Here is a 19,694-nt window from a genome sequence, read left to right on the forward strand (position 1 = left end):
GTCGCCAGTGGAGTAAATCATGTCAAAACTGAGCGAACAGGAAGTACGGGAAATGCTGCCGCATCTGCAGCGTTTCGCCCTATGGCTCACGCGCAATCCTCATGCCGCGGAGGATTTGGTGCAGTCCTGCCTTGAGAAAGCATTTACCCGCGAGAGGAATCTGGCGGCAAGGGAAAGCCTTCGCAGCTGGCTGTTCTCTATTCTCTACCGGCAATTCATTGACGGCGAGCGGCGAAAAAGACGCTATCAGCGTATTTTGTCGCTGTTTACCGGCGATGAACACCCGGTGGCCGCGTCAACGGAGGAGATGCTGATCAACGACGATATGCTGGCGATGTTCAGCCAGCTTCCCGTGGAGCAGCGCGCATTACTGCTGCTCATCAGCGTAGAAGGTTTGAGCTATAAAGAGGCGGCTGAGTCGCTGGATATTCCGTTGGGAACCGTGATGTCGCGTTTATCCCGAGCCAGAAAGCAGCTGCAAAAATGGGATGAAGGCACGCCATCCACCCCGGCGTTAAGGAGATTAAAATGAAATCGCGCATACCTGACGAGCAGGATCTCCATGCCTGGGTTGACGGGCAGCTGGATGACGAACGCAAAAAGTGGGTTGAGCACTATTTGCAGCAGCACCCCGAGCAGGCCGCACAGGTCAAAAAATGGCAGGCCGATGCCCGGCGTTTACGTCTTTCGCTGGACGAATTTGTGCCAAAGGTTTCTGCCCCTGCTTCGGAAGTACAGCGGGCGCGGCAGCAAATCCAGCGCACTCGCCGGTGGCGGTTAGCCGTTGCTTTTAGCCTGCTGTTCTCCGTCGGCATGGGCGGCGTGGCCGGGTGGCAGCTGCATGCCAGCGAAGTTCTGCGGCAAATTCTGCCGATGGAAGATGCCGTGCAGGCCTATCGTCTGGTGAACAGCGGTAGCGTGAAAGCGCTGGACGTTGTGGCCAGCGATCGTGCGGAGGTGAATAACTGGATGAGTCGCTACTTTATTAACGGGGCGCTGGCACCAGACCTCGATAATTACGGTTTTACGCTGGTGGGCGGCCGTTTAATGGTAACCGAGCAGGGGCCGGCGGCGCTGGTGGTCTACCGGGACGCTCAGGGCACGCGCGTGGCGTATTATATCCGGCCCTCCGGCATGTTTACGCTGGGGAAAGGGGAGCGACAGGCCGATAACCTGACCGCGCAGTACTGGAGCGATCGCCGCTATAACTACGCGATGATAAGCCCGGCCAATGACAGCCAGACGGCGAGGTTACAACAGGCGGTAGCGCAGTACGCGGGGGATGCGCGAGCAATTTAATGCAGGCGTCGGTTTATTCGCCAATGTCAGAAAAAATATACCATTTTTGCCTGAAGGTCTTATCCTGAATGGAGTGAGGCGGCACTCGGATCCCCCGAAGCTGCCTCCGTCATTCCTGAAGGATAAAACATGATATCTACACATATTGGCTTCCCGACCGAAACGGTAGCGGTATTTCTTGCGCTTTCGGTGGGTGCCATTTTTATCGACCTCTTTATGCACCGCAAAGACGAGCCCATCTCGCTGAAAAGTGCCGCATTGTGGTCGGTGTTCTGGGTTGCAGTGGCAATGCTTTTTGCCGGTTTTTTATATCTTCATCACGGCGCAGAAGTCGCCAGCCTGTTTGTCACCGGCTACGCGCTTGAGAAGGTGCTTTCCGTCGATAACCTGTTTGTGATGATGGCGATTTTTGCCTGGTTCGGCATTCCGGATCGCTACCGGCACCGCGTGTTGTACTGGGGCGTTATCGGCGCGATTGTTTTCAGAGGCATTTTTGTGGCCATCGGCACCGGGCTGTTGTCGCTGGGGCCTTATGTTGAAATCGTATTTGCGCTGATTGTGGCGTGGACGGCGGTGATGATGCTCAAAGGCAACGATGGAGAGGACGAAGTTGAGGACTACTCTCAGCATCTGGCTTATCGGCTGATAAAACGCTTTTTCCCTCTTTGGCCAAAGCTTGCCGGGCGCAAATTCCTGCTTAACCAGGCTGAGGTTGACCACGAGCTGGCGAAGCCAGAAAACCAGGCCATCACCGTTGGGCGAGTAAAAAAAGCCACGCTGTATGCTACGCCGCTGATGCTTTGCGTGGCGGTGGTTGAGCTGTCTGACGTGATGTTCGCTTTTGATTCTGTCCCGGCCATTATTGCCGTCAGCCGTGAACCGCTGATCGTCTACAGCGCAATGATGTTTGCGATACTTGGCTTGCGTACCCTGTATTTTGTGCTGGAAGCCTTAAAACAGTATCTCGTTCACCTGGAAAAAGCGGTGGTGGTGCTGCTGTTCTTTATCGCCGTTAAGCTCGGACTTAACGCCAGCGAACATATCTGGCACCACGGGTACAGCATCTCGGCCACCGCCAGCCTGTACGTTGTGTTGGGCGTGCTGGCCGTGGGCATCATCCTCAGCGTGATGTTCCCGGCAAAAGCGGAATCAAGCGACAGTAAGAACTGAACAGGATGAAGGACGTCTTCGGGCGAGGGCGTCCTGATGACGAGACTCAGAGATGTTTGTCGAGGCGTAATCTTTCGATAGGTGAGCGACGACGAGATTTGGCGCGGTGGAAGTGGCGCCAGTGGTAATCCCTGGCTGCGGTCAGCAGCTCATAATCCCCTCTTGAATCCCCCCAGGCGCGCAAATGCAGCTGATTAAGCGGGCCATAAATCTGTTCCAGACGCTGAATCTTTTGATCGCAGCGGCAGTTATGGCCGTTAATGCGGCCGGTTAACACGCCGTCCACCACTTCAAGCTGAGTGCCGATGAGCTTCACGCCCAGACGTTCGGCGAACGGCAGCAGCACGATGGCCGGAGACGCAGAGCACAGCGTAACTTCAGCGCCAGAACGCAGCTCAGCGGCAACCGCCATCAGCCCACGCGGGCGCATCATTTTTTCGAAGTTTTTCGCGCAATACACTTCGGCTTTATCCTTAACCCACTGCTCATTCACGCCGGTTAAGAAGGTTGAAATCAGGATTTCTTTTAATTCATCGCGGGTCAGTTTCCGGCGCAGGCATTTGAGCGTCGGAATGACCATACGCATCATCTTGCGCGCGAAGGTTTTGCGCCCAAAGGCAAACCGCAGGAACGGGACAAAGCTATCGCTATGGGTCAGCGTGCCGTCAAAATCAAAAACCGACAGGACGCCTGGCGAAGGATCATTCATAACAACCATAGATTCCCAACTTTCCTTTTTATCTGTTCGTCGCGAGGGCATCTTGCGAACGATGGGGAAATTATAAACTTTTAAATCCCGCTACGGAAACCATCGCGAAATGTGATAGGGTAGCCGAATGAACATAAATCACACCGCACTTATCGTTAGCCGCTGGTGGCTGTCTCTTTAGAGGCGGCAGGAATTCGTTCACCCTTTTCTAATAGCCGCCGGAAGGCGGCTATTTCGTTTTAACTGTTCGCCCTCCGGCAAGATTTATCAGCCCCAGGAGGCAGTTATGAGCAGTTCACACGCTTTACAGCAAACCATTCTTACCGGCGACCGTCCAACCGGCCAGCTTCACCTTGGGCACTACGTCGGCTCACTGCGTAAACGCGTTCAGCTTCAGGGTGAGCACCAGCAGCACATTTTGGTCGCCGACCTTCAGGGACTAACCGACAACGGCAGCCGCCCGGAGAAAGTCGCCGAAAACATTCTGCAGGTGATGGCGGACTACCTGGCGGTTGGCATTGATCCGCAGAAAACCACAATCTGCCTGCAATCCTCTCTGCCAGCGCTGGCCGAACTCACCATGTTGTATATGAACATCGTGACCGTCGCCCGGCTGGAAAGAAACCCGACGGTAAAAAGCGAGATAGCCCAGAAGGGGTTTGCTCGCTCTTTGCCTTCTGGTTTTCTTGTCTATCCGATAAGCCAGGCCGCGGATATTACCGCATTTAAAGCCAGCCTGGTGCCGGTGGGGGACGATCAGCTGCCGATGATCGAACAGGCCAATGAAATTGTGCACAAAATGAATAGCCTGACGCCGACGCCGATATTAACTCCCTGCAAAGCGTTGCTCAGCCCGGTCAGCCGTCTGCCGGGCATTGACGGTAACGCTAAGATGTCAAAATCCCTGGGCAATACGCTCACCCTTTCCGCCAGCGAACAGCAGATTCATCAGGCCGTGAGCGCCATGTTTACCGACCCGGATCATCTGCGCGTCAACGATCCGGGAAAAATTGAAGGCAATGTGGTATTTACCTGGCTGGATGCTTTCCATGAAGACAAAGAGAAAGTTGAGGCGATGAAAGAGCATTACCAGCGCGGTGGGCTGGGGGATCGGCAGTGTAAAAACGAGCTGGAAACCTGTCTGCAAAACCTGCTGGCGCCGATCAGAGAGCGGCGAAATCGCTTTATCGAAGATAAGCCTTATTTGCAAGAGGTGCTGAAAGCCGGGAGTGAGAAAGCGCGAGCGCTGACGCAGCAAACGGCGGACGAAGTGAAACGTGCGCTGGGGCTGCCGGTGCTATTTTAACGGCAGAAGGGCGCGCGAGGCATACTCAGATGAGTGATTATGGATTACCATTATTGCGAAACTTTCGCGAACATTCACAGGGACAGCCCATCAGATGCGTTATTCAGTCGCAGCACTTCTTCCTATGCTGGTTTTACTCTCTGCCTGTAGCAGTAAGCCGAAAACCGCCGAACAGCAGACGACCAGCGGCACGCCGTCTGGCGGTTTCCTGCTCCAGCCACAGCACGATGTCTTTATGCAAACCGGTGACTTTGCTTACAACCCGGAAGCAGAAAAATTCATCGACAAAATGGTGAATGAGCATGGCTTCGACCGTCGCCAGCTGCATGAAGTGTTGTCCCAGGCCAAACGTCTGGATTACGTGCTGCGCCTGATGGATCAGCAGGCACCGACGACCGCGCCGCCAGCCGGGCCGAACGGGGCGTGGCTACGCTATCGCGCTAAATTCATCACGCCGGATAACGTACAGAACGGCGTTAAGTTCTGGAACCAGTATGAATCGGCCCTGAACCGCGCCTATCAGGTTTATGGCGTGCCGCCGGAAATTATCGTCGGGATCATCGGGGTTGAAACCCGCTGGGGTCGCGTGATGGGTAAAACGCGCATTGTGGATGCTCTCGCGACGCTTGCCTTTGCCTATCCGCGCCGCGCGCAATACTTTGCGGGCGAACTGGAAACCTTCCTGCTGATGGCGCGTAATGAAGGGGACGATCCGCTGGCGCTGAAAGGTTCCTTCGCCGGAGCAATGGGTTACGGACAGTTCATGCCTTCCTCATTCAAAGAGTACGCGGTGGACTTCAACGGCGACGGGCACGTGAACCTGTGGGATCCGGAAGATGCCATCGGCAGCGTGGCGAACTATTTCAAAGCGCACGGCTGGGAGAAGGGCGACATGGTTGCCGTCCCGGCCAATGGGCAGGTACCGGGGCTGGCTAACGGCTTCAACACCAAATACTCCGTGGCGGCGCTGGGCCAGTCCGGCCTGAGCCCGCAGGGCGCTTTGGGCAACCATCAGGAAGTGAGCCTGCTGCGCCTGGATATGGGCGACCGTTATCAGTACTGGTACGGGCTGCCAAACTTCTACGCCATTACCCGCTACAACCACAGCACCCACTACGCGATGGCGGTATGGCAATTAGGGCAGGCCGTCGCGCTGGCTCGCGTTCAGTAATACGTTTTATCGCCCCCGTTTGGGGGCGATAAAGGCGGTTCTCAAATACCTGCCTGATGAAAATCATGCAGGTTAATTGCCCCCAGCAGCCTGCCGTTTTCATCCACGACCGGCGCCGCGCTAATGCGTTTTTTCATCAGCATCTCTTTGGCATCTATCGCCCGGGCTTCGGCATTCAGCACTATGCCATTCTTCGTCATGGCATCTTTGATCCCGGCTTCCAGCTTACCACCGCCCACCAGCCAGCGGCGCAGGTCCCCATCGGTAAAGACGCCGGCAACTTGCTGCGTTTTGTCGCAGACGGCAACCAGCCCCAGGCCTGTGCGGCTTAGCTCCAGCATGGCATCCATGACGGAGGCGCTGTCCGCCACTTGCGGGAGCTGTTCGCTGGTGCGCATCAGGTGATGAACCCGGTTTAACAAACGGGCGCCTAACGCACCGGCAGGGTGTGAACGCGCAAAGTCCTCTTCGTTAAAGCCGCGCTCCTGCATGACGGCCATGGCCAGTGCATCGCCCATCATTAATGTATTAACCGCGCTGGAGGTCGGCGCAAGGCGCATCGGGCAGGCTTCACGCTCTACCGAAATATCTACGGTGGCAAAGGCCGCTTTCGCCAGCGGCGACTCAGCTTTGCCGGTAATCGCAATCAGCTTAACGGCCTTTTCCTTCAGGCGAGGAATAATTAAATCCAGCTCTTTCGCATGGCCGGAATAGGAGATAAACAGCAGGATGTCGCGGCTTTCGATCATCCCCAAATCGCCGTGTAACGCTTCGGCGGGGTGAACGAAGAAGGCGGGCGTGCCGGTGCTGGCAAAGGTGGCGGCAATTTTCTTCCCGATATGCCCGGACTTGCCCATGCCGGAAACAATCACTTTCCCCTGACAGGTGAGCACGGCGTTGGCGGCGGCGACAAAATCTTCGCCAAGTCTGTCCGGCAGGCGGCTCGCTTCCTGTAATTCCAGCAGCAGGGTTTCTCGTGCGGCGTCAATCATTCGCTGATGCATCTTCTTCTCCGGTAACAATCACTTTCACGCCTTTTTCACGCAGCGCGGTGAGGAATTCGTGGCTAATGCCGCCGTCGGTGATGATCGTATCCACTCTCTCCAGCCCGCAGACAATATTCGGGCTTTTACGGCCAAATTTTGAGGAGTCGGCCATCAGGATCACTTCGCGCGCCGCGTTGCACATCGCTTTGCTGACGGTATAAACCTCGTTGTAGGTTGTGACCCCGGCGGTGAGATCGATGCCATCGGTGCCCATAAAGAGCCTGTCAAAGCTGAAGTGTTCGAAGGCGTTTTCCGCCAGTTGGCCATGAAACGAGGCTGATTTCTTACGGAAGGTGCCGCCCGGCATCAGGATGGTTTGTTCGTTGTCCAGCTCAGACAGCGCGTTGACGATATGCAGGCTGTTGGTCATCACCGTAATGTTATTGAAGTGCTGGAGCAGCGGGACCAGCTGCAAAACGGTGCTGCCCGCATCCAGAATGATGGAATCGCCATCATGGATGTACTTGACCGCCGCCTCGGCAATTTGCTGTTTTTGCTGGGTATTGATCAGCGTTTTGTGGTCAATGGGCGGATCGGGTTCGTCTTTACTGAGCACTACGCCGCCATAGGTGCGAATCACGGTGCCAGCCGTTTCAAGCAGCACCAAATCTTTACGGATCGTGGTGCCGGTGGTTTGAAAATGCTGGGCGAGATCTTCCACCGAGCATTTTCCCTGCTTTTGCAGATGTTCCAGGATCGCCGCCTGCCGCTGACGTGGTTTCATAGGCTCTTATTACCTTGCAATAAATTTCGATTCGGTAATTTCGCAAGCAATAAGCATTCGAAACGAAATTAACCCTGTTTCAGTTTAAGCGCTAATGATAGAGCATTCTGACAATCACGATCATGGGGAAAGATCACATCGGGCTGCAATTCCTGCCGATTCATGCCGTGTAACTGCATTACTGGCTGTGGGAGGGCAAAAACCGTCAGGCCTTTCATTATCAGGCTGTCGCGGACGTTTTGCCGCTCATCAAAGGCGAGGGCAATGACCACTCTGGGCCGAAAACGCCCGGATGAACGGCCTACGCCAACGGCACCCTGCTGACAGAGCCGGTCAAAGGCCCGATTAAAACGGCGAATTTGCCAGCCGCCGAGCAGTAGCTGGCTTAGCCAGGCGATCGCCGCCAGGGCGATCAGTGCATTCATCATGCATCCTCCTTTAGGCAGCCTCTGGCTGAGGGCCAGAGGCAACCGGTGACCCAAGAGTTAAAACATAACCTGCCCGCCGGTGACGTTGATCGACTGTCCGGTACAGTAAGAGGCTTTATCGCTGGCGTAAAACAGGAGCGTGTTAAGCACATCCTGATAGTCACAGCCGCGTTTTAAGGGGACTTTGTCGATGTAGTATTGCTCTACTTCGTCAGCAGCAATGCCGAGTTTTTCCGCATACTGCGGCAGCAGAGACTGGAACATTGGCGACTTGAGCAGGTTGCCCAGCATGAGCGCATGCACCGTGATGCCGTATTCCGCCAGATCGAGGGCGAGAGACTGCGTCAGCCCCACGCCACCAAATTTCGCCGCGCTGTAGCCGGAGTTGTGCTTGCTGCCGACCTTGCCGGACTTTGAGTTAATCTGGATGATGCGGCCTTTAATCCCGTCGCGAATCATCAGGCGGGAGAACTCCCTGGCGCACAGGAAGTACCCCACAAGGTTTACCTGCAGCGAACGGTCAAAATCCCCCAGAGCGAAATCACCAATAAACGCCGCTTTGGCGATGCCCGCACTGTAAACCAGCAGATCGACCTGGCCGAAAATCTCGTCCACGCCGTGAGCCAGCGCGGTAACGCTTTGCTCGCTGGTGGCGTCCGAGCCAAATCCCCAGGCAGAACCCGGCCCGTACTGGTCGTTAATTTCCTGCGCGACGCGGGCCGCTTTCTCACTTTGAATATCCACCACGGCAACTTTGTAGCCTTCCTGGGCCAGCCCATGGCAGAGAAACGCCCCGAGCGTTTGCCCTCCACCGATGACAACGGCAACCTGATTCATGTTTTACTCCTTTGATTAAATGACAATGTTTATGCAACGAACTTCAGCTGGCAGCCGGGTTCAATGTCCTGAGGCAGTGGGCCAGCGACGTGTACGGTGCCGGGGTATTCCGCCCGTGCTTCACCATCGAAGCGCAGGGTGATGTGCCCGAGCTCCTGCAAGTTTTGCTGGGCCACGTCGCCGACGGCGGTAACGGCGTAATGCTGGCCATTGAGTTCAAAGTGGATACCTGGCTTTAGCTGGCCGGTCAGCTCGCCGTGGCAGTGGATAAAGCAGTAATCCTGAATATCCGCCGGGGCGCCTTCCCGAAAGGTAATAAGCATGTTGTCTGCCAGCGCCTCGCGCGCGCACTCTCCAATCTGGACGATGGTGGTCTGGTAAATGGTTTGCATGGGGCTTTCCTTTATTGGTAGATGAAGCCGGACACCAGCCAGGCAATTAGCACGGTGGGGGCGCCCGTTAAAAAGCGCCCGACCAGCACAGAAGGCACGCCGACGCGCACCGTTTCCTGGCGCGCTTCCGCCAGAGACAAGCCAACAGGAATAAAATCGCAGGCGGCCTGGGCGTTAATGGCGAACAGCGCGGGCAGCGCCAGGTGAGGAGGGATATGTCCGAGGCCAATCTGCACCCCAATCAGCACCCCGATGACCTGCGCAATCACCGCCCCAGGGCCAAGGAAAGGTGAGAGCAGGGGGAAAGAACAAATCAGCGCGAGCGTAATCAGACCGAGAGGGTTATTGGCCAGCGGGGCCAGGCCGTGGGCAATCCAGTCCCCTAAGCCGGACGCCATAATGATGCCAATCAGCGCCGACACGAAGGCCATAAAAGGCAGAATCGTTTTCAGAACCGTGTCGATAGTGTCGCGCCCCGCCTGAAACAGCACGGCGACGGCTGAACCCATTCCCATACCGACTTTGGCCAGCAGGCCGTCGCTTTGTTCGGTGATTTTTTTGCTGGTGTCGTAGTCCCTGACTGGCGCAGGTTTGCGCTCGACCTGCGGTTCATCGCTGGCCCAGCTAATGTTTTCTTCCCGGACGCCTGATACGTAAATATCTTCAACGATGTACTGCGCCAGGGGGCCTGATTTGCCGGTGGCGTGGATATTGATGGTCGGGATGCGGCGTTTGGGGTAGAGCCCGCAGCGCAGCGTGCCCCCGCAGTCTATGATTGCCAGCGCAATTTCTGCCTCCGGCGGCTCGCCGTCTTTAAAACCGTCTACTGCCTGGCAGCCGGTCATTTCACTCAGCTTATCGACGATTGCCGGGCGCGTACCCGCCGTGATGTAAACGATCTTTTTGCTCGAATCGACCGGGACGATCAGCGGCCCGCCCCATCCACCCTGGCCTTTTTCAATACGAATGCTTTGAGTCATGATTTTTCCTTAGAGACGGACCTGGCGTTCCAGCTCAATGCCCATTTTTTTCTCGAAAATCGAGGTGGTGAGATCGGTTACCCAGCCGCGGAAGAAGTTGGTGACCAGCCCAACCAGCAAATAGCTCACTGCAAGCGGGGCTAGCGGCAGGCCCAGCGTCGTTAACCCGCTGGCAATCCCCAGATAAACAAACAGCTCGCCAGGATTGATGTGGGGGAACAGGCCGTTCATGGAATGGCAGCTATACGATGCGGCGGCGTAATAGCTCGGCTTGTACTTCTCCGGCATAAACCGGCCAAGGCTGAGCGTCATCGGATTGCAGAACACGAAGGTGCCGATGCAGGGCAGCAAGAGGTAACGCGAAACGGGGTTGCCGGCGCAGCGCTGCGCCATTCGTTCAATGCGGTGCTGGCCGATAAAGTTAATCAGCGCGTTCATTATCACCAGTAGGCTGATCAGCAGAGGGAGAATGCCGGTCACCATACCGGTAAAGACCTCTCCGCCTTTCTGAAACAGGCCAATAAACCACTCCGCCCCGTGGGTAATCATGTCGATCATTTCTGTCTCCTGTAGGGTTATCTGCTCACCGTTGTTCCCGGTGGTGGCTCATATTAATCATTTTGAAATGCGTAAATATGTTATTTAGATCTCATTGTGAAACATAAATCTGTCAGTTTGAAAGATTATTGGGTGGTGAAAGAGGTGAAAAAATGACGTTCTGATTAACGGAAGGGAAAAGGGGGCTTGATTGAGGGTTCGTTTATGCCGAGGTATAAAACAGGAATTTACAAGGACTATTGGGTAGATTATGTTATGTTATAACGAAACAATATTGGTGCCGGTATGTCTGTTGCAGCTCCCTCTTCACTGTTTAGCCTTTCCGGGCTATTTCGCGCGGCCCTTGTCGCGCTGCTGATCCTCGGCCTGTGGGGCGCCATTCATTGGGCGGTTATCCTGCCATGATCGAACTGCAGAATCTCGAGCTGGGCTACTACGGCAACGTGGTTGTGTCGGCCCTCAGCGGCCAGTTTCAGCGCGGCAGCATGACGGCGGTGATTGGGGCGAACGGCTGCGGTAAATCGACGTTGTTAAAAACCCTGGCCGGGCTACTGCCTCCCATTTCCGGCAGCGTAAAGTTTCAGGACAATATGCGCCCGCGCATTGCCTGGCTGCCGCAGTTAGGGGAGATGGATCGGCAATTTCCCGCCACGGTTTATGACGTGGTTTGTATGGGGAGCTGGCCGGGACGCGGGCTGTTTTCCGGCCTTCGTCGCCAGCACCGTGAACGCGTGACGGAAGCGATTGAGCGCGTGGGATTAAGTGACCATTACCTGCGGCCGATTGATGTGCTCTCAGGGGGACAGTTTCAACGCATGCTGTTTGCTCGCCTGCTGGTTCAGGACGCACCGCTGGTCCTGCTCGATGAGCCGTTCACCGGCGTGGATGCGCAGACCAGTGAATTTTTAATGGAACTGATGTGCCAGATGCACCGGGATGGCAAGACGCTTATCAGCGTGCTGCATAACAACGAGCTGGTACGCCGGCATTTTCCTGAAGTCTTGTTGCTCACCCCGGAGGGTTACCAGTGGGGTAATGCCGACGAAGCCTTAGCGCAATATGCTTCCTTTCGCCCACGCCTGGTACAAACTGCATGATTTATCACCTTTTTATTGAGCCGTTTGTGGCTTACGGCTTTATGCGCCGCGCGCTGGTGGCCTGCCTGTCGCTTTCTCTTAGTACCGTTCCGCTCGGCATTTTTCTTCTGCTTCGTCGTATGAGTCTGGTGGGTGACGCGCTTTCTCATGCCATTTTACCCGGCGTTGCCGTGGGCTATCTGGTTACCGGTATGTCTCTGGTGGCAATGGGCATTGGTGGGTTTGTCGCTGGCGTGCTGGTGGCTTTACTTTCTGGCTGGGTTAGCGCCCGGACGCCGTTAAAAGAAGATGCCAGCTTTGCCGGATTCTACCTTGGTTCGCTGGCGCTCGGCGTGACGTTGATATCTTTGCGCGGTTCAAGCGTTGACCTGCTGCACCTGCTATTTGGCTCAATTCTCGCCGTGGATGGTGAGGCTATTAAGTTTGTGGGTCTCATTGCTAGCGTGACGCTGATTGCGCTGGCGCTGCTTTATCGCGGCCTGGTGCTGGAGTCGTTTGACCGCAGCTTTTTACAGGTGAACAACCGGCTGCTGCCGTCGCTGATACATGGCACGTTTTTGGCGCTGCTGGTGCTTAACCTGGTTGCCGGTTTCCAAATCCTCGGCACATTAATGTCCGTTGGCCTGATGATGCTCCCCGCCATTGCCGCGCGCTGCTGGGCTAAGACATTGCCAGGCTCGATCGCTCTTGCCGTGGTGTGTGGCCTGATTTGTGCCTGGTTAGGGCTGGTGTGGTCTTTCTACGCCTCGTTACCCGCCGGGCCGGCCATTGTGCTTACCGCGAGCGTCGCATTCTTTATCTCAATACTTTTCGGACCGCGCAGCGTGCTTGCAGGGAGCCTGCTGCGTAGGAAATTGGCAATCATAAAGGGGGTTAAATGAAACGTTTAGGGATTGGTATTGCGCTGGCTCTGGCGCTCTCCAGCCAGATGGCTGCAGCGAAAACGCTGAATGTAGTGGCAAGTTTTACCGTGCTGGCCGACATGGCTAAGCAGGTTGGCGGCGATCACGTCAAAGTCACCAGCCTGGTGGGGCCGGATGGCGATCCGCATAGCTTTGAACCTTCGCCGAAAGACAGCGTCGCGTTGCGTAATGCGGATGTGGTGATTGTGAGCGGGCTCGGCATGGAAGGGTGGATGGATCGCCTGGTGACGGCGTCCGGCTACAAGGGCAAAGTTATCGTGGCTTCCCAGGGAATTAACACCCGCAGCATGGAAGAAGACGGTAAATCAATCACTGACCCACATGCGTGGAACAGCGCGGCAAACGGGGCAATCTACGCGGAAAATATCGCTGCGGCGCTGGTTGCTGCCGACCCACAGGATGCAGCGGCTATCCGTAAAAGCGGCGATAGCTATGCAGCTCGCCTGAAGCAGCTAGACGGCTGGGCGAAAAAACGCTTTGCGGATGTGCCGCAGGCTAAACGCAAGGTACTGACCAGCCATGATGCATTTGGCTACTTTGGCGAGGCTTACGGCGTCACGTTCCTGGCACCAGTGGGCTTTTCCACTGAAGCTCAGGCCAGCGCCAGCGACGTTGCATCTCTGATTAAACAGTTGAAAGATGAACATATCTCCACCTACTTCATCGAAAATCAGACCGACCCACGTCTGGTGAAGCAAATTGCCAGCGCGACCGGCGCTAAGCCCGGCGGTGAGCTTTATCCTGAGGCGCTTTCAGGCCCAGGCGGCCCGGCAAGTACCTACGAAAAGGCGTTCAAGCACAACGTGAACACCATCGCCAACAGCATGAAGTAGTTTTTCTCCCGGCCAGCTTTCGCTGGCCGTTCCATTTCTGGAATCCTTCCCGAGTATCCCGATGTAATCCCCTGCAACGCCCGTAAAGTGCTATCGTGTTGGCTAATGATATGTCTACAATCGGAGCCAGCATGACAGACAGCGCATTGTTTGAGCTAAGCCAGCGGGTAGGGAATGGCCTTGGGCAGCTTGGGGCCACGGTGACTACTGCAGAATCTTGTACCGGCGGCTGGATCGCGAAAGTGATTACTGACGTTGCCGGCAGCTCAGCGTGGTTTGAGCGGGGCTTTGTGACCTACAGCAATGAAGCCAAACATCAGCTGATCGGCGTGAACGAAACCACGCTGGAAGCCTATGGCGCCGTCAGTAAAGGCGTGGTGCTTGAGATGGCTCAGGGAGCGCTTGCCGCTGCGAAAGCGGATTATGCGGTTTCTGTCAGCGGTATCGCCGGGCCAGATGGCGGCACGCCAGAAAAACCGGTCGGTACGGTGTGGTTTGGGTTTGCGGATAAGCACGGCAGAACGCTGGCAAAAGTGCAGCGCTTTGACGGCGCCCGCGATGCCGTTCGCCGCCAGGCCACGGAATTCGCCCTGCAGAGCCTGTGGGACGATTTTCTAAAAAATAAACTTGATACTGTATGACTGTACAGTATAATTGCCTCAACGAAACAGTATTGAGAACGCGGGGTTGCGAATTATCGCATCACTCAGCATGACAGGAGTAGAAATGGCTATCGACGAAAACAAACAGAAGGCGTTAGCGGCAGCACTAGGCCAGATTGAAAAACAATTTGGTAAAGGCTCCATCATGCGCTTGGGTGAAGACCGCTCCATGGACGTGGAAACGATCTCTACCGGTTCACTTTCTCTGGATATCGCGCTGGGCGCCGGCGGTCTGCCAATGGGCCGTATCGTAGAAATTTACGGGCCTGAATCTTCCGGTAAAACAACGCTGACCCTGCAGGTTATTGCGGCCGCACAGCGAAGCGGTAAAACCTGTGCGTTCATCGATGCCGAGCATGCGCTGGATCCGGTTTATGCCAAAAAGCTGGGCGTTGATATCGACAACCTGCTGTGTTCCCAGCCGGATACCGGTGAGCAGGCGCTGGAAATCTGTGACGCGCTGGCACGTTCAGGTGCGGTTGACGTCATCATCGTTGACTCCGTTGCGGCGCTGACGCCGAAAGCGGAAATCGAAGGTGAAATCGGCGACTCTCACATGGGCCTTGCGGCACGTATGATGAGCCAGGCAATGCGTAAGCTGGCGGGTAACCTGAAGCAGTCCAACACGCTGCTGATCTTCATCAACCAGATCCGTATGAAAATTGGCGTGATGTTCGGTAACCCGGAAACCACGACCGGTGGTAACGCGCTGAAATTCTACGCATCTGTCCGTCTCGACATTCGTCGTATCGGTGCAGTGAAGGATGGCGAAAACGTCGTCGGTAGCGAAACCCGCGTGAAGGTAGTGAAAAACAAAATTGCCGCGCCATTTAAACAGGCTGAATTCCAAATCCTCTACGGCGAAGGTATCAACTTCTACGGCGAGCTGGTTGACCTGGGCGTGAAGCACAAGCTGATTGAAAAAGCGGGTGCATGGTACAGCTATAACGGTGAAAAAATCGGTCAGGGTAAGGCAAACGCCAGCAACTTCCTGAAAGAGAATAAGCCGATGGCGGAAGAAATTGAGAAGAAACTGCGCGAAATGCTGCTGAATAACCAGGACAGCACGCCGGACTTCACGGTTGATGACCACGACGAAGACGCGGTCGAAACTAACGAAGACTTCTAAAACAAGACAAAGGGCCGCTAACGCGGCCCTTTGTGCTTTATCTCTCTCCTGAACTCGACTTTTGCCACACGACCTTATGTCCGACAACACCACTTCTCCCCGCCGCAGTCCTTTTGCCCGCCTTCTGGATAAGGCGACCCGTATTCTTGCCATGCGTGACCACAGCGAATATGAGCTGCGCCGTAAGCTGGCAACGCCTTCTGCCTTTGCGGCAAAATTTGCTAAAGAGGACGAACCTGAGGTCACTCAGGAAGACATTGATAAGGTTATTGCCTGGTGTTACGAACACCGCTGGCTGGACGACGTGCAGTTTGCGTCACGTTTTATTGCCAGCCGCAGTCGGAAAGGGTATGGCCCGCAGCGTATTCGGCAAGAACTGAAGCAAAAGGGCATCGAACGGGCCATTGGGGAGTCCGCGATGATGGCCTGTGAAATTGACTGGCAGCCGCTAGCGCGCGAACTGGCCGAACGCAAGTTTGGCTCGCCGCTGCCAACAGAGTGGCAGATGAAGGCGAAAGTGCAGCGTTTTCTTCTCTATCGTGGCTTCTTTATGGAAGACATTCAGGAGATCTGGCGAAATTTTGCTGATTAGGGCCACACTGGATTTTACTTCCCTCGCCAGAAAACTTATCTTATTCCCACTTTTTTCCAGGTAAGCTGGCCTGAGCCGTCTGCGTTACGGCCGTCATGGCAGCTTTACAACTCTTCGTTAGCTTGATTCCAGGATAATTATGAGCAAGAGCACCGCTGAGATCCGTCAGGCGTTTCTCGATTTTTTCCATAGTAAAGGCCACCAGGTTGTAGCGAGCAGCTCCCTGGTCCCGAACAACGATCCGACTTTGCTGTTTACCAATGCCGGGATGAACCAGTTCAAGGATGTTTTCCTGGGCCTCGACAAACGTAACTATTCCCGCGCTACAACGTCTCAGCGTTGCGTCCGCGCAGGCGGCAAGCACAACGATCTGGAAAACGTCGGTTACACCGCGCGTCACCATACCTTCTTCGAGATGCTGGGTAACTTCAGCTTTGGCGACTATTTCAAACACGATGCGATTAACTTTGCCTGGGAACTGCTGACTGGCGAAAACTGGTTTGCGCTGCCGAAAGAACGCCTGTGGGTGACCGTCTACGAAACCGATGACGAAGCCTATGAGATCTGGGAAAAGGAAGTGGGTGTGCCGCGGGAGCGCATTATTCGCATTGGCGATAATAAAGGCGCAGCCTTCGCATCCGATAACTTCTGGCAGATGGGTGACACTGGCCCTTGCGGTCCTTGCACCGAGATTTTCTACGATCATGGCGATCACATCTGGGGTGGCCCTCCGGGAAGTCCTGAAGAAGATGGCGATCGCTACATTGAGATCTGGAACATCGTGTTCATGCAGTTCAACCGTCAGATCGACGGCACGATGCTGCCTCTGCCAAAACCTTCTGTAGATACCGGTATGGGGCTGGAGCGTATTGCAGCTGTTCTGCAGCACGTTAATTCCAACTACGATATCGACCTGTTCAAAAAGCTGATTCAGTCCGTTGCCGAAGTGACCGGCGCGACCGATCTGTCGAATAAATCCCTGCGCGTTATTGCGGACCACATTCGTTCATGTGCATTCCTGATCGCGGATGGCGTAACGCCTTCTAACGAAAACCGCGGTTACGTTCTGCGTCGCATCATTCGTCGCGCTATTCGCCACGGCAACATGTTGGGTGCGAAAGACACCTTCTTCTATAAGCTGGTTGGCCCGCTAGTCGAAGTCATGGGTTCCGCAGGCGAAGAACTGGCCAAACAGCAGGCGCTGGTTGAGCAGGTTCTGAAAACCGAAGAAGAGCAGTTTGCCCGCACGTTGGAGCGTGGTCTCGCACTGCTGGATGACGAACTGGCGAAGCTGAAGGGCGACACGCTGGATGGCGAAACCGCTTTCCGCCTGTATGACACCTACGGCTTCCCTGTGGACCTGACGGCTGACGTGTGCCGCGAGCGCAACATCAAAGTTGACGAAGCCGGCTTTGAAGCCGCAATGGAAGAGCAGCGTCGTCGCGCGCGCGAGTCCAGCGGTTTTGGCGCAGACTACAACAGTATGATCCGCGTGGATTCTGCGTCTGAATTTAAAGGCTATGACAGCCTCGACCTGAACGCGAAAGTGACCGCGCTGTTCGTTGACGGCAAATCCGTTGACCAGATTACTGCTGGTCAGGATGCTGTCGTGGTGCTGAACGAGACGCCATTCTATGGTGAGTCCGGCGGCCAGGTTGGCGACAAAGGTACCGTCAAAGGTAACGGCGTTGATTTCGCGGTTGGCGATACTCAGAAATACGGCCAGGCCATCGGCCACCTGGGCAAGCTGGTTTCCGGCGTGCTGAAAGTCGGCGACAGCGTGGAAGCGAAAGTTGATGAAGCTCGTCGCGCTCGTATTCGTCTGAACCACTCCGCAACGCACCTTCTGCATGCCGCGCTGCGTCAGGTACTTGGTACCCATGTTGCTCAGAAAGGCTCCTTGGTAAACGACAAAGGCCTGCGCTTCGACTTCTCTCATTTTGAAGCGATGAAGCCGGCTGAAATCCGCGCCGTAGAAGATATCGTTAACGCGCAGATTCGCCGTAACCTGCCTGTCGAAACCAACGTTATGGATCTGGAAGCAGCGAAAGCGAAGGGCGCAATGGCGCTGTTTGGCGAGAAGTATGACGACCATGTACGCGTTCTGAGCATGGGGGACTTCTCCACCGAGCTGTGTGGCGGTACTCACGCTTCCCGTACGGGCGACATCGGTCTGTTCCGCATTGTTGCGGAGTCCGGTACGGCGGCTGGGGTGCGTCGTATTGAAGCCGTAACCGGCGAAGGCGCACTGGCCAATCTCCATGCGCAAAGCGACCAGCTGCACGACATTGCTCAACTGCTGAAAGGCGACAGCCAGAACCTGAACGAGAAAGTCCGTTCGGTGCTGGAACGTACCCGCCAGCTGGAAAAAGAGCTGCAGCAGTTGAAAGAACAGCAGGCTTCGCAGGAGAGCGCAAACCTCTCCAGCAAAGCGGTTGAAGTAAAAGGCGTTAAATTACTGGTAAGCGAGCTGAGCAACGTCGAGCCTAAGATGTTGCGCACCATGGTCGATGACCTGAAAAATCAGCTCGGCTCCGCCGTGATTGTTCTGGCCACCGTGGCAGAAGGGAAAGTGTCTCTGATTGCTGGTGTCTCCAAAGATGTGACCGACCGCGTGAAAGCGGGGGAACTGGTGGGGATGGTTGCACAGCAGGTAGGCGGCAAAGGGGGCGGTCGTCCTGATATGGCTCAGGCGGGTGGTACAGACGCAGCGGCATTGCCGGGCGCACTGGCCGGCGTTGAGGCCTGGGTTACGGCAAAACTCTGAAAATAACTAAAAGTGTAATTACGCCATAACTGTTCTCAGTTATGGCGTACTACCATTTACACACTATCAATAATGATAAAGTCAGGTTGAAGTTGTGTATATCGGCTAAACTTAGATATAACAGAGTGTAATGCTATGACAGAGTGCATCTTATCTATTTGTCATTCGTTACGATTTCGCGTTATATGATGGATAATGCCGGGATACAGAGACCCGACTCTTTTAATCTTTCAAGGAGCAAAGAATGTTAATTCTGACTCGTCGAGTTGGTGAGACCCTTATGATTGGGGATGAGGTGACCGTGACTGTGCTTGGGGTAAAAGGCAACCAGGTCCGTATCGGTGTTAACGCCCCGAAGGAAGTCTCTGTACACCGCGAAGAAATCTACCAACGTATCCAGGCTGAAAAATCCCAGCAAACGAATTTCTAAAAATATCGCGCCTCGCTAAAATCTACAGCGAGGCGCATCTCTCTTCTTCCTGCTTTTCCCTTTCTCTGTTGTTAACCCCATTTTTGCTTCGCTTATCTGTGTGCCGTTTCTGCGCGCTTATTGCCGTTTGCCTGTTGATAAAACACTCTTTTTGTCTCCAAATTACGCTAATCGAGCGTGATTTGTGCAATCGATAGCGAGTAGGGAAAAATTGTTTGACTTATAAGTCCCAGAAAGTAATATGTGCGCCACGCAGCGACGAGAAGCTCTTACGAGTAACTTGAAGCACTCGAAAGAGGCGTGTGGTGAGGTGGCCGAGAGGCTGAAGGCGCTCCCCTGCTAAGGGAGTATGCGGTCAAAAGCTGCATCCGGGGTTCGAATCCCCGCCTCACCGCCATTTTGCATCCGTAGCTCAGCTGGATAGAGTACTCGGCTACGAACCGAGCGGTCGGAGGTTCGAATCCTCCCGGATGCACCATTCTTCTCCGGTATTGCCTGAGAGTGTAGGTAGTACTGAGTCAGCAGTAAAAGCAGTAATCCCGATGCATCCGTAGCTCAGCTGGATAGAGTACTCGGCTACGAACCGAGCGGTCGGAGGTTCGAATCCTCCCGGATGCACCATATTCTTCCTCATCATTAGC

At 55.0% G+C, this 19,694-nt stretch carries 21 protein-coding genes and 3 tRNA genes; 16 read left to right on the plus strand and 8 right to left on the minus strand.

The window, feature by feature from the left end; genetic code table 11:
• The first annotated feature begins 19 nt into the window (after positions 1–19).
• The 3 genes from F3J28_RS21680 to F3J28_RS21690 all read left to right on the plus strand — a co-directional run bounded on the left by F3J28_RS21680 (position 20) and on the right by F3J28_RS21690 (position 2,469).
• Positions 20–532 (plus strand): RNA polymerase sigma factor, encoded by a 513-nt coding sequence (locus tag F3J28_RS21680; protein ID WP_008458310.1) that lies wholly within the window; start codon positions 20–22, stop codon positions 530–532.
• A complete protein-coding gene (locus F3J28_RS21685; protein ID WP_166879698.1) occupies positions 529–1,299 on the plus strand; it encodes an anti-sigma factor family protein in 771 nt (256 codons plus the stop codon). Before F3J28_RS21680 ends, F3J28_RS21685 begins: the two co-directional genes overlap by 4 nt.
• A gap of 129 nt (positions 1,300–1,428) precedes the next feature.
• Entirely contained in the window at positions 1,429–2,469 is a 1,041-nt protein-coding gene (locus F3J28_RS21690; protein WP_166879700.1) for a TerC/Alx family metal homeostasis membrane protein, read from the plus strand.
• A 46-nt stretch (positions 2,470–2,515) separates the two neighbouring features.
• On the opposite strand, the gene F3J28_RS21695 is transcribed toward F3J28_RS21690, so the two are convergent.
• Positions 2,516–3,187, minus strand: a complete 672-nt coding sequence (locus F3J28_RS21695) for an HAD-IB family hydrolase (RefSeq protein ID WP_008458304.1) — start codon at positions 3,185–3,187, stop codon at positions 2,516–2,518.
• A 277-nt stretch (positions 3,188–3,464) separates the two neighbouring features.
• Between F3J28_RS21695 and trpS the strand changes: the two genes are divergently transcribed.
• Both trpS and mltB read left to right on the plus strand, forming a co-directional pair.
• A complete protein-coding gene (trpS, locus tag F3J28_RS21700; RefSeq protein ID WP_166879703.1) occupies positions 3,465–4,484 on the plus strand; it encodes a tryptophan--tRNA ligase in 1,020 nt (339 codons plus the stop codon).
• Between the two features lie 94 nt (positions 4,485–4,578).
• The gene (gene mltB / locus F3J28_RS21705; RefSeq protein WP_166879704.1) at positions 4,579–5,655 is read left to right on the plus strand and encodes a lytic murein transglycosylase B; all 1,077 of its coding nucleotides are present in this window, start codon (positions 4,579–4,581) and stop codon (positions 5,653–5,655) included.
• 41 nt (positions 5,656–5,696) lie between these two features.
• Here mltB and gutQ read toward each other — a convergent pair whose 3' ends face one another.
• From gutQ to srlA, 7 genes are all read right to left on the minus strand, one after another.
• Complete coding sequence (gene gutQ, locus F3J28_RS21710; protein ID WP_166879707.1) at positions 5,697–6,659, minus strand: arabinose-5-phosphate isomerase GutQ; 963 nt, start codon at positions 6,657–6,659, stop codon at positions 5,697–5,699.
• Entirely contained in the window at positions 6,640–7,425 is a 786-nt protein-coding gene (gene srlR, locus F3J28_RS21715) for a glucitol operon DNA-binding transcriptional repressor SrlR (RefSeq protein ID WP_166879710.1), read from the minus strand. The genes gutQ and srlR overlap by 20 nt, the downstream gene beginning before the upstream one ends.
• A 68-nt stretch (positions 7,426–7,493) precedes the next feature.
• Positions 7,494–7,853: a transcriptional regulator GutM gene (gene gutM, locus F3J28_RS21720; RefSeq protein ID WP_008458281.1), complete on the minus strand. Its 360-nt coding sequence runs from the start codon at positions 7,851–7,853 to the stop codon at positions 7,494–7,496.
• Positions 7,854–7,910: 57 nt separating this feature from the next.
• A complete protein-coding gene (gene srlD / locus F3J28_RS21725) occupies positions 7,911–8,690 on the minus strand; it encodes a sorbitol-6-phosphate dehydrogenase (protein WP_166879712.1) in 780 nt (259 codons plus the stop codon).
• A gap of 29 nt (positions 8,691–8,719) precedes the next feature.
• On the minus strand, positions 8,720–9,082 hold the full coding sequence (gene srlB, locus F3J28_RS21730) for a PTS glucitol/sorbitol transporter subunit IIA (protein WP_166879715.1): 363 nt from the start codon (positions 9,080–9,082) through the stop codon (positions 8,720–8,722).
• An 11-nt stretch (positions 9,083–9,093) separates the two neighbouring features.
• Positions 9,094–10,062 carry a PTS glucitol/sorbitol transporter subunit IIB gene (srlE, locus tag F3J28_RS21735; protein ID WP_166879718.1) on the minus strand — a complete coding sequence of 323 codons (969 nt, stop codon included), beginning with the start codon at positions 10,060–10,062 and terminating at the stop codon, positions 9,094–9,096.
• Between the two features lie 9 nt (positions 10,063–10,071).
• Positions 10,072–10,620: a PTS glucitol/sorbitol transporter subunit IIC gene (gene srlA, locus F3J28_RS21740; RefSeq protein ID WP_166879722.1), complete on the minus strand. Its 549-nt coding sequence runs from the start codon at positions 10,618–10,620 to the stop codon at positions 10,072–10,074.
• A gap of 401 nt (positions 10,621–11,021) precedes the next feature.
• On the opposite strand from srlA, the gene F3J28_RS21745 reads away from it, so the two are divergent.
• The 11 genes from F3J28_RS21745 to F3J28_RS21795 all read left to right on the plus strand — a co-directional run bounded on the left by F3J28_RS21745 (position 11,022) and on the right by F3J28_RS21795 (position 19,674).
• Positions 11,022–11,717, plus strand: a complete 696-nt coding sequence (locus tag F3J28_RS21745; protein ID WP_166879725.1) for a metal ABC transporter ATP-binding protein — start codon at positions 11,022–11,024, stop codon at positions 11,715–11,717.
• Positions 11,714–12,598, plus strand: coding sequence for a metal ABC transporter permease (locus F3J28_RS21750; protein WP_166879728.1), 885 nt, complete (start codon positions 11,714–11,716; stop codon positions 12,596–12,598). The genes F3J28_RS21745 and F3J28_RS21750 overlap by 4 nt, the downstream gene beginning before the upstream one ends.
• On the plus strand, positions 12,595–13,473 hold the full coding sequence (locus F3J28_RS21755; RefSeq protein ID WP_166879730.1) for a metal ABC transporter substrate-binding protein: 879 nt from the start codon (positions 12,595–12,597) through the stop codon (positions 13,471–13,473). Before F3J28_RS21750 ends, F3J28_RS21755 begins: the two co-directional genes overlap by 4 nt.
• A gap of 131 nt (positions 13,474–13,604) precedes the next feature.
• A complete protein-coding gene (gene pncC / locus F3J28_RS21760; protein ID WP_166879733.1) occupies positions 13,605–14,114 on the plus strand; it encodes a nicotinamide-nucleotide amidase in 510 nt (169 codons plus the stop codon).
• Between the two features lie 85 nt (positions 14,115–14,199).
• Complete coding sequence (gene recA / locus F3J28_RS21765; RefSeq protein ID WP_008458263.1) at positions 14,200–15,264, plus strand: recombinase RecA; 1,065 nt, start codon at positions 14,200–14,202, stop codon at positions 15,262–15,264.
• A gap of 76 nt (positions 15,265–15,340) precedes the next feature.
• Complete coding sequence (locus F3J28_RS21770; protein WP_166879736.1) at positions 15,341–15,856, plus strand: regulatory protein RecX; 516 nt, start codon at positions 15,341–15,343, stop codon at positions 15,854–15,856.
• A gap of 139 nt (positions 15,857–15,995) precedes the next feature.
• Positions 15,996–18,623 carry an alanine--tRNA ligase gene (gene alaS, locus F3J28_RS21775; RefSeq protein WP_166879739.1) on the plus strand — a complete coding sequence of 876 codons (2,628 nt, stop codon included), beginning with the start codon at positions 15,996–15,998 and terminating at the stop codon, positions 18,621–18,623.
• A 244-nt stretch (positions 18,624–18,867) separates the two neighbouring features.
• Positions 18,868–19,053, plus strand: coding sequence for a carbon storage regulator CsrA (csrA, locus tag F3J28_RS21780; RefSeq protein WP_008458257.1), 186 nt, complete (start codon positions 18,868–18,870; stop codon positions 19,051–19,053).
• A gap of 304 nt (positions 19,054–19,357) precedes the next feature.
• A tRNA-Ser gene (locus F3J28_RS21785) sits at positions 19,358–19,450 on the plus strand.
• A 4-nt stretch (positions 19,451–19,454) separates the two neighbouring features.
• Positions 19,455–19,531, plus strand: a tRNA-Arg gene (locus F3J28_RS21790).
• Between the two features lie 66 nt (positions 19,532–19,597).
• Positions 19,598–19,674: transfer RNA gene (locus F3J28_RS21795), tRNA-Arg, on the plus strand.
• The last annotated feature ends 20 nt before the right edge of the window (positions 19,675–19,694 follow it).

Origin of the sequence: Enterobacter sp. Ap-1006 (genome assembly GCF_011752835.1) — a bacterium.
In the GTDB taxonomy this organism is placed as follows: domain Bacteria; phylum Pseudomonadota; class Gammaproteobacteria; order Enterobacterales; family Enterobacteriaceae; genus Cedecea.

What these genes read in the sequence shown, in the direction of transcription:
- F3J28_RS21680 (WP_008458310.1), top strand. Translation starts at nt 20, where the DNA reads ATGTCAAAACTGAGCGAACAGGAAGTACGGGAAATGCTGCCGCATCTG.
- F3J28_RS21685 (WP_166879698.1), top strand. Translation starts at nt 529, where the DNA reads ATGAAATCGCGCATACCTGACGAGCAGGATCTCCATGCCTGGGTTGAC.
- F3J28_RS21690 (WP_166879700.1), top strand. Translation starts at nt 1,429, where the DNA reads ATGATATCTACACATATTGGCTTCCCGACCGAAACGGTAGCGGTATTT.
- F3J28_RS21695 (WP_008458304.1), bottom strand. Translation starts at nt 3,187, where the DNA reads ATGGTTGTTATGAATGATCCTTCGCCAGGCGTCCTGTCGGTTTTTGAT.
- trpS (WP_166879703.1), top strand. Translation starts at nt 3,465, where the DNA reads ATGAGCAGTTCACACGCTTTACAGCAAACCATTCTTACCGGCGACCGT.
- mltB (WP_166879704.1), top strand. Translation starts at nt 4,579, where the DNA reads ATGCGTTATTCAGTCGCAGCACTTCTTCCTATGCTGGTTTTACTCTCT.
- gutQ (WP_166879707.1), bottom strand. Translation starts at nt 6,659, where the DNA reads ATGCATCAGCGAATGATTGACGCCGCACGAGAAACCCTGCTGCTGGAA.
- srlR (WP_166879710.1), bottom strand. Translation starts at nt 7,425, where the DNA reads ATGAAACCACGTCAGCGGCAGGCGGCGATCCTGGAACATCTGCAAAAG.
- gutM (WP_008458281.1), bottom strand. Translation starts at nt 7,853, where the DNA reads ATGATGAATGCACTGATCGCCCTGGCGGCGATCGCCTGGCTAAGCCAG.
- srlD (WP_166879712.1), bottom strand. Translation starts at nt 8,690, where the DNA reads ATGAATCAGGTTGCCGTTGTCATCGGTGGAGGGCAAACGCTCGGGGCG.
- srlB (WP_166879715.1), bottom strand. Translation starts at nt 9,082, where the DNA reads ATGCAAACCATTTACCAGACCACCATCGTCCAGATTGGAGAGTGCGCG.
- srlE (WP_166879718.1), bottom strand. Translation starts at nt 10,062, where the DNA reads ATGACTCAAAGCATTCGTATTGAAAAAGGCCAGGGTGGATGGGGCGGG.
- srlA (WP_166879722.1), bottom strand. Translation starts at nt 10,620, where the DNA reads ATGATCGACATGATTACCCACGGGGCGGAGTGGTTTATTGGCCTGTTT.
- F3J28_RS21745 (WP_166879725.1), top strand. Translation starts at nt 11,022, where the DNA reads ATGATCGAACTGCAGAATCTCGAGCTGGGCTACTACGGCAACGTGGTT.
- F3J28_RS21750 (WP_166879728.1), top strand. Translation starts at nt 11,714, where the DNA reads ATGATTTATCACCTTTTTATTGAGCCGTTTGTGGCTTACGGCTTTATG.
- F3J28_RS21755 (WP_166879730.1), top strand. Translation starts at nt 12,595, where the DNA reads ATGAAACGTTTAGGGATTGGTATTGCGCTGGCTCTGGCGCTCTCCAGC.
- pncC (WP_166879733.1), top strand. Translation starts at nt 13,605, where the DNA reads ATGACAGACAGCGCATTGTTTGAGCTAAGCCAGCGGGTAGGGAATGGC.
- recA (WP_008458263.1), top strand. Translation starts at nt 14,200, where the DNA reads ATGGCTATCGACGAAAACAAACAGAAGGCGTTAGCGGCAGCACTAGGC.
- F3J28_RS21770 (WP_166879736.1), top strand. Translation starts at nt 15,341, where the DNA reads ATGTCCGACAACACCACTTCTCCCCGCCGCAGTCCTTTTGCCCGCCTT.
- alaS (WP_166879739.1), top strand. Translation starts at nt 15,996, where the DNA reads ATGAGCAAGAGCACCGCTGAGATCCGTCAGGCGTTTCTCGATTTTTTC.
- csrA (WP_008458257.1), top strand. Translation starts at nt 18,868, where the DNA reads ATGTTAATTCTGACTCGTCGAGTTGGTGAGACCCTTATGATTGGGGAT.